The 14019-nt window shown below is 59.0% G+C and carries 13 protein-coding genes; 6 read left to right on the forward strand and 7 right to left on the reverse strand.

Annotation, left to right across the window (positions count from 1 at the left end; all coding sequences use genetic code 11):
• Positions 1–57 precede the first annotated feature (57 nt).
• Together ACRZ9X_RS06990 and ACRZ9X_RS06995 are read left to right on the forward strand one after the other, a co-directional pair.
• Entirely contained in the window at positions 58–1263 is a 1206-nt protein-coding gene (locus ACRZ9X_RS06990) for a multidrug effflux MFS transporter (RefSeq protein ID WP_480517180.1), read from the forward strand.
• A gap of 64 nt (positions 1264–1327) precedes the next feature.
• Complete coding sequence (locus ACRZ9X_RS06995; protein ID WP_480517182.1) at positions 1328–2728, forward strand: helix-turn-helix domain-containing protein; 1401 nt, start codon at positions 1328–1330, stop codon at positions 2726–2728.
• 72 nt (positions 2729–2800) lie between these two features.
• Here ACRZ9X_RS06995 and ACRZ9X_RS07000 read toward each other — a convergent pair whose 3' ends face one another.
• From ACRZ9X_RS07000 to ACRZ9X_RS07025, 6 genes are all read right to left on the reverse strand, one after another.
• Positions 2801–3040 (reverse strand): HP1242/YdcH family protein, encoded by a 240-nt coding sequence (locus ACRZ9X_RS07000; RefSeq protein WP_480517184.1) that lies wholly within the window; start codon positions 3038–3040, stop codon positions 2801–2803.
• 120 nt (positions 3041–3160) lie between these two features.
• On the reverse strand, positions 3161–4819 hold the full coding sequence (gene betA, locus ACRZ9X_RS07005) for a choline dehydrogenase (protein ID WP_480517186.1): 1659 nt from the start codon (positions 4817–4819) through the stop codon (positions 3161–3163).
• A gap of 88 nt (positions 4820–4907) precedes the next feature.
• A complete protein-coding gene (gene betC / locus ACRZ9X_RS07010) occupies positions 4908–6416 on the reverse strand; it encodes a choline-sulfatase (protein ID WP_480517188.1) in 1509 nt (502 codons plus the stop codon).
• A complete protein-coding gene (betI, locus tag ACRZ9X_RS07015; protein WP_480517190.1) occupies positions 6413–6985 on the reverse strand; it encodes a choline-binding transcriptional repressor BetI in 573 nt (190 codons plus the stop codon). Before betI ends, betC begins: the two co-directional genes overlap by 4 nt.
• 41 nt (positions 6986–7026) lie before the next feature.
• On the reverse strand, positions 7027–7992 hold the full coding sequence (locus tag ACRZ9X_RS07020) for a DMT family transporter (protein WP_480517308.1): 966 nt from the start codon (positions 7990–7992) through the stop codon (positions 7027–7029).
• Positions 7993–8031: 39 nt separating this feature from the next.
• Entirely contained in the window at positions 8032–8631 is a 600-nt protein-coding gene (locus tag ACRZ9X_RS07025; RefSeq protein ID WP_480517192.1) for a LysE/ArgO family amino acid transporter, read from the reverse strand.
• Between the two features lie 84 nt (positions 8632–8715).
• Here ACRZ9X_RS07025 and ACRZ9X_RS07030 point away from each other — a divergent pair, with 84 nt between their 5' ends.
• Positions 8716–9612, forward strand: coding sequence for a LysR family transcriptional regulator ArgP (locus ACRZ9X_RS07030; protein WP_480517194.1), 897 nt, complete (start codon positions 8716–8718; stop codon positions 9610–9612).
• 94 nt (positions 9613–9706) lie between these two features.
• Here the strand turns inward: ACRZ9X_RS07030 and ACRZ9X_RS07035 are convergent, their stop codons facing one another.
• Positions 9707–10447 carry a YebC/PmpR family DNA-binding transcriptional regulator gene (locus tag ACRZ9X_RS07035; RefSeq protein WP_480517196.1) on the reverse strand — a complete coding sequence of 247 codons (741 nt, stop codon included), beginning with the start codon at positions 10445–10447 and terminating at the stop codon, positions 9707–9709.
• Between the two features lie 110 nt (positions 10448–10557).
• Between ACRZ9X_RS07035 and ACRZ9X_RS07040 the strand changes: the two genes are divergently transcribed.
• The 3 genes from ACRZ9X_RS07040 to ACRZ9X_RS07050 all read left to right on the forward strand — a co-directional run bounded on the left by ACRZ9X_RS07040 (position 10558) and on the right by ACRZ9X_RS07050 (position 14011).
• A complete protein-coding gene (locus ACRZ9X_RS07040) occupies positions 10558–12330 on the forward strand; it encodes an SLC13 family permease (protein WP_480517198.1) in 1773 nt (590 codons plus the stop codon).
• A 16-nt stretch (positions 12331–12346) separates the two neighbouring features.
• Complete coding sequence (locus ACRZ9X_RS07045) at positions 12347–13081, forward strand: glutamine amidotransferase (protein WP_480517200.1); 735 nt, start codon at positions 12347–12349, stop codon at positions 13079–13081.
• 72 nt (positions 13082–13153) lie between these two features.
• Positions 13154–14011 carry a bile acid:sodium symporter family protein gene (locus ACRZ9X_RS07050; RefSeq protein ID WP_480517202.1) on the forward strand — a complete coding sequence of 286 codons (858 nt, stop codon included), beginning with the start codon at positions 13154–13156 and terminating at the stop codon, positions 14009–14011.
• Positions 14012–14019: the final 8 nt, after the last annotated feature.

Here is a 14019-nt window from a genome sequence, read left to right on the forward strand (position 1 = left end):
CACGACAATCGCCACCTGTGCATGGTATTTCTCCGGGGTGGGCTATAATTGTGAACCATGCAGTTCAGTCCGACCTCAACCCATCGCACACCGCCAACACTTGCAACGCTCGTGTTGCTGTCGGGGCTGTCGGCGCTCAGCATGAACCTGTACCTGCCCAGCCTGCCCTTTATGGCGACGTATTTCGAAACTGACTACAAAACCATGCAGCTGTCGATTGCGCTGTACCTGCTGGTTAACGCCGTACTGCAGATTCTGATCGGACCGCTGGCAGACAAGGCCGGGCGCAGGCCGGTTCTGCTGTGGGGTCTGGGGTTGTTCCTGCTTGCCACCCTGGGCTGCATCTATGCCCCAAATGTCGAGACTTTTCTGGCCTTTCGGATGTTTCAGGCTGTGATCGTAGTGGGTATCGTGCTCAGCCGGGCGGCCGTTCGGGATATGTATGATCAGGATCAGGCCGCCTCGATGATCGGATATGTGACCATGGGCATGGCCATCGTCCCTATGATCGGGCCTGCCATCGGTGGGATTCTTGAGGAAGCCTTTGGATGGAAGGCCAATTTCTGGCTTCCGTTCATCCTGGCAGCCTTGACCCTGTACCTGACCTACCGGGATTTCGGCGAAACCGCCGCAGCCAGCGGAAAAAGCTTGTTCCAGCAGTTTCGTGAATATCCCGAGTTGCTGACCTCACCCCGGTTCTGGGGCTATTCGATGTCCTCCGGCATGTCGTCTGGTGCCTTTTTTGCCTATCTGGGTGGCGCGCCTTTCATCGGCACAGAAATCTTCGGCATGACGGCCGCCGAGGTGGGCATCTACTTTGGCGCACCCGCCGTCGGATATTTCTTTGGCAATTTCATCAGCGGGCGTTTCTCTGTCCGCTTCGGAGTCAATCGCATGGTGCTGTGGGGATGCATACTGAACGCCTCTGGCGTCGCCCTCTCGGCTTTGCTCTTTCTGCTCGGCATGGGCACAGCGCTCAGCTTCTTTGGGTTGATGACTTTTGTCGGATTGGGCAACGGCATGTCCATTCCGAACGCGACAGCTGGCTCTCTGTCCGTCCGACCACATCTGGCGGCCACCGCCTCAGGGCTCAGCGGCGCGATCATGCTTGGCGGAGGCGCAGCCCTCAGCGCCTGGGCCGGAGCCTTGCTGACACTGGAATCCGGAGCCATGCCTCTATTGTGGCTGATGCTGGCAACCGCTGGCCTCGCGATATTCGCCATCAGCAGCGTCATCTGGCGCGAGCGCCAATTGGGCCTTTAGTCCGCTTGCACCGATGGCTTTGCAAAGTTAGCCTAATCAGCAAGTAAATCTGCAAAGAAATACCATGGCCACTCAAAAGCTCTATGCTGGCGCAAAACTCCGTGAAATGCGCACGCGCCTGACCTTGACGCAAAAAGAGTTTGCGTCCAAACTGGGCGTCTCCCTGCCCTATCTGAACCAGATGGAGAACAACAACCGTCCAATCTCGACCACCGTTGTTCTGGCGCTCGCGCAAGAGTTCGGAATGGACGTCACAGAACTTAGCACCGGCGACAGCGAGCGTCTGGTGTCCGACATGCGCGAGGCATTGGCTGATCCGGTTTTTGCCGACGCCATGCCCCCCCTTGCCGATCTCAGGCTGACCGCATCCAACGCGCCCGCACTGGCCCGAGCCTTTATCGAGCTGCACAAAGCCTATCGCCAGACCCATGAACGACTGGCATCTCTGGATGAAGCACTGGGGCGCGAGGACGCCCGCATTCAGGCGAGCCCCTGGGAGGAGGTCCGCGATTTCTTCCACTATTGCGACAACTACATCGACGCGGTGGACCGTGCCGCGGAACGTTTTGCCATGCGCGCCGAAGAGGCCGGAGGCATCCGCCAGGCCGCATTGAAGAGTTTGTCCGAACGGGGGATACACGTCACGTTTTCCGACACCGAAACCTTTCGCATTTATAATGCGACAGACAAAACTCTGCGGCTTTCTTCCCGCACCGCGCCGCAAACCCAAGTCTTTCAACTCTTGTTGCAGGTGGCGCTTCTCAGCCAGGACAAACTGCTTGAGGCAACTTTGGATTTTGCCAGATTTCAAACGGAAGAAGCCCGGTCAATCGCAAAAATCGGCCTGGCCAACTACTTTGCCGGTGCGTCGCTGATGCCCTACAGCACCTTCCTCGGCGCGGCGCAGGATTGTCGGCATGATCTGGAATTACTGAGCAATCGCTTTGGCGCCTCCATCGAACAGGTGGCGCATCGCCTGTCCACGCTGCAACGCCCCGGGGCCAAAGGCATCCCGTTCTTCTTTGTCCGGGTCGATCAGGCAGGGACGATCACCAAACGCCACTCGGCTACGCGTTTGCAATTCGCCCGCTTCGGCGGGGCCTGCCCCTTGTGGAATGTCCACCGCGCCTTCGAAACACCCGGCCATTTCCTGCAGCAGCTTGCGGAAACACCCGATGGCGTGCGCTACATCTCGCTCGCGTGCGACGTATCCAAATCAGGCGGGTCCTTCGGCGCACCCACGCGCCGCTACGCCATTGCGCTGGGCTGCGAAATCCGCCATGCCGAGGCACTGGTCTATGCCGACAACCTCGACATCACCAATGCCACTGCCTTTGAACCCATCGGGATTTCCTGCCGCATCTGCGAAAGACAAACCTGCCACCAGCGCTCGGTTCCACCGCTAGAACGCCGATTGAAAATCGACGCGCACAAACGTGGCACCCTTCCTTACGAAGTAACCTGATCTTCTTCTGTTCAAAAATACCTCGGGGGAGTCGCGGCCTGCCGCGACGGGGGCAGAGCCCCCGCCGACGCCTCAGCTTTTAGACAGGATCGCCCATATCGCATCTTTCAGAACCGCGCGTTTCTTGCGCAATTCCACTTCGGCCAGTTCTTCCATCGGCGCGACATTGGTTTCGGCCCGATGGACGATACGGTTGACCTCGTGATATTCATCCGCCAGCCGGGCAAAATGGGCATCGGTTTGCTTGAGCTGGCTCATCAATTCGACCTTTTCGGGAAACTCTTCGGCCAGTTCATGCGGGGTGTGGGACATCCGGTTTGCTCCTTGATGCGTTGTTGCAAGCCAGAATTAAACCTGTCGGGCAAATACCGCTTTGACGCGGATCAAACTTCACATCAAAACCTGTGATTAAGTGCTTACTTCCCGCTCTCTTTATCGTTGCGCAGTCGCCCATTCAGGATGAACCCAAGGCCGGTCATTGGCCTTCGACAAAGCCTCTTTACCCAGCAGATGATCCGACATTTTCTCACCCACCATGATTGACGGCGCATTGAGGTTTCCATTGGTGATCTGCGGGAAGATCGAGCTATCCGCGACCCGAAGCCCGTCCACCCCAATCACCCGGCCCTGAGGATCTACAACCGCATCATCGTCATCTGCACGCCCCATTCGGCAGGTTCCGCAGGGGTGATATGCACTTTCTGCATGTTCAGCGATGAAGGCATCCAGATCTGCATCCGACTGAACAGCAGCCCCCGGTTGAATTTCATGACTTGCAAACGGTTTGAATGCGGGCTGTTCGAAAATCTCGCGCGTGAGGCGGATGCAGGTGCGAAAATCCTCCCAATCCTGTTTGTGGCTCATGTAGTTGAACCGGATCACCGGCGCGTCTTCGGGCCTGCCCGAGCGGAGGGTCACCGATCCGCGCGACGGTGAACGCATCGGCCCCACATGTGCCTGAAATCCGTGCCCTTCAGCTGCGGCCTGCCCGTCATACCGGATTGCCATCGGCAGGAAGTGGTACTGAATATCGGGATATTCGACACCGGGTCTCGAACGTATGAAGGCCGCGCTCTCGAACTGGTTCGATGCGCCCAGACCGGATTTTGTAAATACCCACTGCGCGCCGATCAACCCTTTGCTGAGCAGGTTCCAGTGCTTGTATAACGTGATCGGCTGCAGCGAGGCCTGCTGGATATAAAGCTCCAGATGATCCTGCAAATTTGCGCCTACTCCCGGACGGTCAACCACGACAGAAATCCCGTGCGCGGCAAGTTGCGCGGCGGGGCCGATTCCGGACAGCATCAGCAGCTTTGGGGAATTGATGGAAGAAGCCGCAAGGACAACTTCGCGGCGGGCGCGGATCACCTCTGTCTGCCCGCCACGGATCAGTTCAACCCCGGTCGCGCGCCCCTCTTCGATGACCACCCGGGTCGCAAGCCCGCGCACAATGTTGCAGTTGTCGTATTTGAGTGCGGGTTTCAGATAAGCATTCGCCGCCGACCAGCGCCGTCCTTTCCAGACAGTCTGATCCATCGGGCCAAAGCCTTCTTGTTTTTCTCCATTATAATCGCCTGTAACTTCGTACCCAGCCTGTTGCCCCGCATCGACGAAGGCTTGAAACAAGGGGTTATGTCGAGGCCCTCGTGACACATGCAAGGGGCCATCACTGCCCCGCCAAGATGCGTCACCTCCATGGCCGCCATCATGCCAGGTCTCCATACGTTTGAAATACGGAAGCACGTCCGCATAAGACCAGCCATCCGCGCCCATATCGGCCCAGGTGTCAAAGTCGCGCGCGTGACCGCGCACGTAAACCATGCCGTTGATCGAAGATGACCCGCCGATCACCTTGCCGCGCGGACAGGCCAGCCGGCGGTTGTTCAAATGCGGCTCTGGCTCTGATTGAAACCCCCAGTCATAACGCGCCATGTTCATCGGATAGCTGAGGGCAGCAGGCATCTGAATAAAGGGCCCGACGTCGGTACCGCCGTGTTCGACTACCAGAACCGAGGCCCCGGACTCGCTGAGCCGATAGGCCATCGCACACCCTGCGGACCCAGCCCCGACGATAACAAAATCTGCTTCCATAGCTCTATCTCCGGTCCGCGCGGGTCAAGATTTTTCGTCGAAAAATCTCTTTGCCTCCGGCGGGAGTATTTTCAAAAAGATGAAGAGGTTATTCTCCGCGCGGGAAGCGTTGGGTGTCTTCCACGTCGTTGAGGTCCATGTGGTTGCGCATATAGCGTTCAGACGCTTTCTGCAGCGGTTGATAATCCCACGGATAATACCCCCCTTGCCGCAGGGCCTCGTAGACCACCCATCGACTGGCCTGACTGGCCCGGACCTCCGCATCAAAGCGGTCGAGGTCCCAGCGAGCTTCGGATTTGGCGCGCAGGGTTTGCAGGGTTCCGGCGTGATCGGGATTCGCGGCCAGGTTTTGCGTTTCGTGCGGATCGGCTTCGAGATCAAACAGCTGATCGGGGTCCAGCACGCATCTGTTGTATTTCCACTTGCCATAGCGCAGCGACACCAGCGGTGCATAAGAGGCTTCGGCGGCATATTCCATCGCAACCGGCACGGTGCGGTCTTGCCCACGAGCCAGCGGCACCAGATCCTCGCCATCCGTCCATGGAGCGATCTCGGCCATGTCGACGCCAGCGAGCGCCCCAAGGGTTGGTGTAACGTCGATTGTGGATACCGGTGAATCGATGCGCCCCACGGGAAGGTCGGCTGCTGAAATCATCAGCGGAACCCGAGCCGAGCCTTCGAAGAAGGTCATCTTGAACCACAGGCCGCGTTCCCCCAGCATATCTCCGTGATCTGAAACAAAGAGGATGATCGCCTCTTGCCGGGTCGCGTTCAGCACCTCCAAAATATCTCCGATCTTGTCGTCCAGATAGGAAATATTGGCAAAATAGGCACGGCGGGATTTGCGGATATCCTCTTCGCTTATGTCGAAGCTGCACCAGTCGTTTGCGTCGAAGATTCGTTTCGAGTGCGGGTCCTGATTGTCATAACCAAGATCGGCGGTCTGGGGCAGAAGATGCTCGCAATCCTCATAAAGGTCCCAGTATTTACGGCGCGCCACATATGGATCATGGGGATGGGTGAAACTGACAGTCATGCACCACGGACGATCATCTTTGCCGCGCGCAAGGTCATACAGCTTTGCCTTGGCGTGATGGGCGACCTCGTCATCATATTCCATCTGGTTCGTGATTTCCGCGACGCCGGCCCCCGTGACCGAGCCCATGTTATGATACCACCAGTCAATCCGTTCCCCGGGTTTTCGGTAGTCTGGCGTCCAGCCAAAATCGGCCGGATAGATATCGGTGGTCAGGCGCTCTTCGAACCCGTGCAGCTGATCGGGGCCAACGAAATGCATTTTACCGGACAGGCAGGTGTAATACCCGGCCCGGCGCAAATGATGCGCGTAGGTCGGGATATCGCTGCGGAACTCGGCCGCGTTGTCATAGACCCCGGTGCGCGAGGGCAGTTGGCCGGACATGAAACTGGCTCGTCCCGGCGCGCATAAGGGCGATGCGGTATAGGCATTTGCGAACCGCGTGGATCGCTCGGCCAGTTTTTTCAGGTTCGGAGCATGGAGCCAGTTTGCGGGACCGTCAGGAAAGAGGGTTCCGTTCAACTGATCCACCATCAGGATCAGGATGTTGGGTTTTGTCATTTTTCAACCTCAAGGAACGTATCAAGCACACGCATGGCGTGAGTGACGGCAAGGTCGGGTTCTTCCGGCGCATTGAGGGCGGCGTGGATATACAGGCCGTCAATCAGGGCGACCATGTCCTCGGCGGCCTCAACCGGATCCCTGAGCACCGGGCGCAACGCGTCGATCAGGTTGGATTTGATCCGCGCCTGATAGATTTGCCACAGGCGCAGCGCCTCTTGATTGGTTTGGGCCAGCACATAAAAGGTCATCCAGGCAGCAATAACATCAGGGGTGAAACAGGAGGGTGCGAAACAGGCCCGGATGATCGCCTGTGCGCGTTCCTTTGGTGCGGCGGCTTTCAATTGCTCCCGCACTTCGGTCGCGAAATCGGTCAGAATCTGGCGCATGGCGGCCAGAAAAATCTGATCCTTACCGCCAAAATAATGATGCGCCAGAGCGCTGGACATACCTGCGCGTTTGGCGATCTGGCTGACGGTGACATCCAGAGATTTTTTCACACCAAGCTCGGCGATCGTGGCCTTGACGATCGCATCCCGCCGGATCGGTTCCATTCCGAGTTTCGGCATTCCTGCCCCTTTGTCACGCCTTTAGAGTTGTGACAAAAATGCTAGGGCTTCTTTATTGACTCGTCAATCAATAAACTTGAATTCCGCGGTGGCGGGCTTTCAGACCCCTGAAGCGGGGTTGGCCTTGCAGTTCGACCTTTGCTCATCACAGCTTCGCGCCACGTAATGAAGCTGATTGCGGTCAGGATCAGAGTGCCTCCGGCGACGACCCAGATATCAATGCCTTCGTGGAACACCGCTGCTCCCAAAATGGTGGACCAGATCAGCTGCAGGAAAGTGACCGGCTGAGTGACCGCAACAGGCGCAGCCTGCAATGCAAGCGTCATGAAATAATGCCCGCCTGTCGCGAATGTGGCAATCAGGAACAGGATGCCCAGATCCCACAGACTTGGGGGCTGCCAGACCGAAACCGCGAAGGGAACCAACGCAATGGTAACCCAAATCGAAAGGTGCGCCACAACAACCGACGGGCGGATTTCGCGCACCATAACTTTGGCCAGCAGATAGGATATGCCAAGCGTCAAAGACGTGCCCAGCATCGCCATATGCCCTGCCGTGACCTCGCGAAACCCCGGGCGCAGAATAATGAGGACACCGACGAGCGCCACCAGGATGGCCGCGATCCGCCGAAAGGCCAGTTTCTCGCCCAGAAACAGGGCCGCACCGGCGGTCACGTAAACCGGTGTCATGTAGTTCATCGCCGTGACCTCGGCCAGAGGAATGCGCGTCATCGCAAAAAACCACAGCATCACCGCCAGTGCGTGCACGACACCCCGGACACCAAACAGCGTCAGGTTGCGCTTTGACAGAGGCGTTCCAGATAGGGCGCGCAAGGCGGGAAGCAGAAACACCAAGCCCAGAGCATAGCGAAGAAACGCCGCCTGTATGGGGTTCATATGGCTGCCCAGAGTTTTGACCAGCGCCGTCATGGCCACAAAGGACAGACCAGCCGCGAACATCCAGAACATTCCGGCCATTGGACGCGACAGATCGGTGGTTTGGGTCATGGCACGGTTGAACACCCATTTGAAGGTGGCCACAACCCTTCACATGACAACGAGTTTCGCCGCGATGCCAAGCATGACCAGTCCAACCACCGCATCCAGCACCTGCCAAGCCCGGGGGCGGGCAAAGAGCGGCGACAGTATTCCGGCCCCGTAGCCCAGTGAAAAGAAGAAGACGAAGCTGGAAGTCATCGCGCCCAGCGCGAAGGCCAGCCGATTGTCATATTGGGCTGAAATCGACCCGATCAAGACAACCGTATCCAGATAAACATGGGGGTTGAGCCATGTGAACGCCAGCACCGTCAGCATGGCTGTGCGCAACGTCGTAGCATGAGCGCCGCCGACGTCCATGACTGCTCCACCCTTCCATGCAGAGGCAAGACTGCGCAGACCATACCATGTGAGGAAAATGGCGCCTCCGTACCGCATCACCGTTTCAAACCATGGCACCGTGTGTGCAAGGGTACCGAACCCGGCCACCCCTGCTGCGATCAGGATGGCATCGGACACGGCACAGGTCAGGCACAGCGGCAAGACATGCTCGCGCCGAAGGCCCTGACGCAAGACAAAGGCATTTTGCGCTCCGATGGCGAGGATGAGGCTGAAGCCAAGCACGAACCCGGCGATCATGGGATTGGACATGTGATCTCCTGTAATGCGCTGTTGACTAACCTCTGGCTGTGCGCCAATCAAATTAAAGAAAATTGCATGAGTTAAGTTTGACTAATGTTGCTCGATCCTAACCACCTCGCGGCGTTGTCGGCCATTCTGCGCACCGGCAGCTTCGATGCCGCCGCGACCGAGCTGGCGGTGACGCCCTCGGCCATTTCCCAGCGCATCAAATCACTTGAGGATCGTGTCGGCTCGGCACTGGTTCATCGCGGGACGCCCTGCACGGCGACACCGGCAGGCCTGCGGATTGCACGGCACGCCGAGGATATTGCCCTGCTTGAAGCACAACTGAGCCGGGAACTGACACTGGGCCAAACTGATGGCCCGGCAAGGGTACGGATCGCGGTTCCGGCCGACAGTTTGGCCACATGGTTCATCGACGCGATGGCACAGACATCGGATATGCTGTTCGAGCTGGTGATCGATGATCAGGATCACTCGGCCGACTGGCTGCGGCGGGGTGAGGTCAGCGCGGCCGTGACCGTCGGTGGCCAGCCTGTAGCGGGGTGCGATACGTATGCGTTGGGCACGCTGCGTTATCTGGCAACTGCCAGTCCGGAATTTATGGCGCGGTGGTTTCCAGCCGGGGTATCGACAGAAGCGCTGGGAAAGGCGCCGTGCCTGACATTCAATCACAAGGACAACCTGCAAAAGACTTGGGTTGCCGAACGGACTGGCCGTCGCCTGTCCACGCGGACCCACTACCTCCCGTCCACGCAGGGCTTTGTCGAGGCAGCTATGGCCGGGCTTGGCTGGGGAATGAACCCGATCGCGCTGGTGCAAACTGCCCTTGCCGAGGGTAAACTGTGCGAACTGGTCTCCGGAACACCACTGGATGTGCCCCTGTCATGGCAAACGCGGCGCATCCTCGCCCCTGCGCTAAAACCTCTGTCTCGGGCGGTTCGGCGAATGGCGGCCAAGCACCTGATTGCCGTGGAAGGTGACGTTTGACGCTACGCTCAGACTAGTCCCACGACGACATCCCGGCAGAAACAAAAAAAAGCCCGACCAGATGGCCGGGCCTGAATCGTGATATGACGGCGCGTCAAAGCTGCGCCATGACCTCGTCGGTTGCGTCGAAATTGGTGGTCACACGCTGCACGTCATCATCATCTTCCAGCGCGTCCACCAGCTTCATCAGCTTCTGCATGTCTTCCAGACCCAGCTCGGTGGTGGTGGTGGGTTTCCAGACCAGCTTGGTGGATTCGGATTCGCCCAGCGCCTCTTCCAGCGCGTTGGACACATCGTTCAGATCGGTGTCGGCGCACCAGATGATGTGACCGTCTTCCGAGCTTTCAACATCCTCGGCCCCGGCCTCGATCGCGGCTTCGAAAATCGTGTCCGCGTCGCCTGCATCCGCCTGATAGACCACCTCTCCCTTGCGGTCGAACATGAACCCGACCGAACCGGTCTCACCCAGATTGCCGCCATTCTTCGAAAAGGTCGAACGTACGGTCGAAGCCGTCCGGTTGCGGTTGTCGGTCATGGTCTCGACGATCACCGCCACACCATTGGGACCATAACCCTCGTACCGGATTTCTTCGTAATCGTCGCCTTCACCGGCCACAGATTTCTTGATCGCGCGGTCGATCACGTCCTTGGGGACCGAGTTCGACTTGGCCTCTTTCACCGCCAGACGCAGGCGCGGGTTCTTGTCGGGGTCGGGGTCGCCCATCTTGGCGGCCACGGTGATCTCTTTCGACAGCTTGGAAAACAGTTTGGACCGCGCGGCGTCCTGACGTCCCTTGCGGTGCTGGATATTGGCCCATTTGGAATGGCCTGCCATGGTGCGTCCTCGTCATCGTAGTTTCGTGTTCGGCGCTCATATAGACGGTTGCAGCGCTTGAGTTCAAGAGACCGGCTTGTTCACACGCCCCCCACAGGTATGGTGGCGGCATGACGACAGATCAGATTATTCTATTTAGCCTTTTTGCGACTGTTTTCGGGATGCTGCTTTGGGGGCGTTTCAGATACGATATGGTGGCTTTCACGGCCCTTATGGTTGGTGTCGTCCTCGGTGTTGTCCCGGTTGAACGCGCTTTTGCCGGGTTCGGCCATCCGGCGACCATTATAGTTGCGCTGGTTCTGGTCGTCTCGGCCGGGCTGGTGCGGTCGGGGGCAGTGTTTCTGATCACACGTTCGCTGGTTGATGCCTCGCGCGGGCTGGGGGCGCATATTGCGCTAATGGGTGGCATCGGGGCGGTTCTGTCGGCCTTCATGAACAACGTCGCAGCACTTGCGTTGCTGATGCCGGTCGATATCCAGACCGCGCGCAAGGCGGGGCGGTCCGTGGGTCTGACCCTGATGCCGCTGAGTTTCGCGACCATTCTGGGCGGGATGGCCACGCTGATCGGCACACCTCCCAACATCATCATCGCCTCGATCCGGGCCGAAACCCTGGGCGAGCCGTTCCGAATGTTCGATTTCGCCCCTGTCGGTGGCATCGCTGCGCTGACAGGGTTGGCGTTTGTGGCATTGGTGGGCTGGCGTCTGATTCCGAACCGGGGACCGCAGACTGAAACATCCGAGGCGTTGGCCGAATATATTGCGGAACTGACCATCCCACCCGAGTCACCCCAGATCGGCAAACGTGTCAGCCAGCTTTATGAGGATGCCGAAAAATCTGATGTCGCCATCATCGGCCTGATCCGGGATGGGAAACGGCTTTATGGGCGGTCTGCCCACAGGACATTGCAGGAAGGCGACGCGCTGGTGCTAGAGGCCCGCCCCGAAGCGTTGGATGAATTCCGTGCCGCGCTTAACCTGAATTTTTCGGACACACGGCGACAGGAGCTGTTGACCGCCGAAGGCGACGGGCTTGAGGTGATCGAAGTTGTGGCAACCGAAAGCGCCCGCATCACCGGGCGCACCGCGCAGGGTCTTGGTCTGGCGTGGCGGCAGAGCACGGTATTGATGGGGATCTCGCGTCAGGGACGTCAAATCACCCAGCAGGTGCGCAAGACCGAGGTCGAGGCCGGGGATATCCTGCTGTTGCTCTGCCCGCGCGACCGCAGCGCGGATGTGACCGAGTGGCTGGGCTGTCTGCCCTTGGCCCAGCGGGGCCTGAACGTGACGGCCAATGACAAGGCGTGGCTGGCAATTGGCCTGTTTGCCGCCGCCGTGCTGGCGGCCAGTATCGGGCTGATCTATCTGCCCATCGCTTTGGGGCTGGTCGTTGTGGCCTATGTGCTGACCAAGATCATGCCCATAGCCGATATCTACAATCACATCGAATGGCCCGTGGTGGTGCTTTTGGGTTCAATGATCCCATTGGGCAGCGCGCTGGAGACGTCGGGCGGGACTGAAGTGATTGCAAACGCATTGATCCAACTGACCAACGGCTTGCCCGCATGGGCCATCCTGACCGTGCTCATGGTGGTCACCATGACCCTGTCGGATGTGCTGAACAACACCGCAACCGCCATCGTCGCCGCCCCCGTCGGCATCCAAATGGCGCGTACGCTTGAGGTTTCACCCGACCCGTTCCTGATGACGGTGGCCGTAGCGGCCTCGGCGGCGTTCCTGACGCCGATCGGGCACAAGAACAACACGCTGGTGCTTGGTCCCGGAGGCTATCATTTCGGCGATTACTGGCGCATGGGCCTGCCGCTTGAGATTTTGATCATCGCGGTCTCGATCCCCTCAATCCTTGTGTTCTGGCCGCTTTGACGGGTAAAGGCAGCGCATGAAACGCTTTCTGATCCTGCAACTGCGCCCGGAAACCGATGCCTCGGATGCCGAGTACGCCTCGATTCTGGACAAAACCGGCCTCAGCCCCGCGCAGACCCACCGCATCCGGTTGGATTGCGAAGACCTGCCCGAGGGGCTGGACGTCACCGACTATGCCGGTGTCATCGTGGGTGGCGGACCGGGCTGCGTCAGTGACGATCCGGCCAGCAAATCTGCGCTGGACGCAAAGATCGAAGGCGCGATCATGGGGCTGATGCCGCAGATCACCGGGCAAGATCATCCGTTCATGGGCTGCTGCTATGGCCTCGGGATCCTGACCGCCCATCTGGGTGGCGACGTCAGCAAGCGGCAATATGGCGAACCGGTCGGCCCGTCCGATTGCCGCCTGACCGAGGATGGTGCTCAGGACCCTCTGACCGCTGGGCTGCAGCCGGAATTCGAGGCTTTTGTCGGCCACAAAGAAGCGGTGCAATCCCTGCCGGACGGCTGTGTGCATCTGGTGGCCTCGGACCCCTGCCCGTTCCAGATGATCCGTTGGGGGCAGAACGTCTATGCCACGCAGTTCCACCCCGAGGCGGACGCGCATGATTTCGAAGAACGCATCCATATCTACAAGGATCACGGCTATTTCCGGCCCGAAGATGCGCAAGGCCTGATCGATATGTGCCACGCCGCCGACGTCACCCAACCGGGCGAGATCCTGCGCCGATTTGCACAACGCTACGGCTGACCCAACGGAGCGGTTGCCTGATCCACGACCACTGGCATAGGCTGTTCCGAACGGCTTTGGGAGGAGTTGTTCTTGGACTTGCTAATCAATGTCGGCCTGCCGCTGTCGTTGGCAATCATTATGCTGTCTCTGGGCATCGGGCTTGAGGTCGCCGATTTCCGTCGTGTCCTAAGCCGGCGCTACCCTTTTGCCATTGGCGCATTGTGTCAGGTCGTGCTGCTGCCGGTTGCGGCGTTCATCACGGTCAAGCTGTTTGCCCTGCCCCCCGAGATCGCGGTGGGGTTCATGCTGCTCAGCTTTTGCCCCGGCGGGGTGACCAGCAATATCCTGTCAAAGCTTGCCAAGGCCGATGTTGCCCTGTCGGTCAGCCTGACCGCGGTCATCAGCCTGCTCTCGCTCATCACCGTGCCCATACTGGCGGCCTGGTCTGTCGCACATTTCATGGGTTCGCAAGCGCCCGAGGTTTCGATCACCGGATTGGCCATCGCCCTGTTCCTGATCACCACGCTGCCGGTGGCCATCGGGGTCAGCATCCGGCATTTTGCCCCCGGTTTCGCCGACCGGATCGAGGCAGGCTTGTCGAAACTGGCAACCACGCTGTTTGTTCTGGTCGTTCTTGCCGCGCTGGCGGGGAACTGGCAATTGTTTGTTGATAACCTCGGCATCATGGGGGCCGGGCTGATCACCCTGAACCTTGCCTTGCTGCTGATTGGATTGGGGCTGGCGCGGGTTGCAAATCTGTCGTGGAATGAAAGTAAGACCGTCTCGATTGAGACCGGCATTCAGAACTCGACGCTCGGGATTACACTGGCCGCGCTGATGACCGGGACCGAAAGCGGGTTCAGCCCGCTGGCCCTGCCATCCGCCGTCTACGGCATAACCATGTATGCCGTGGCGCTGCCGTTCATCCTTTGGTTCCGCCGCCGCTGAAAGGACTT

It is taken from the genome of Ruegeria sp. AL1, assembly GCF_056540905.1.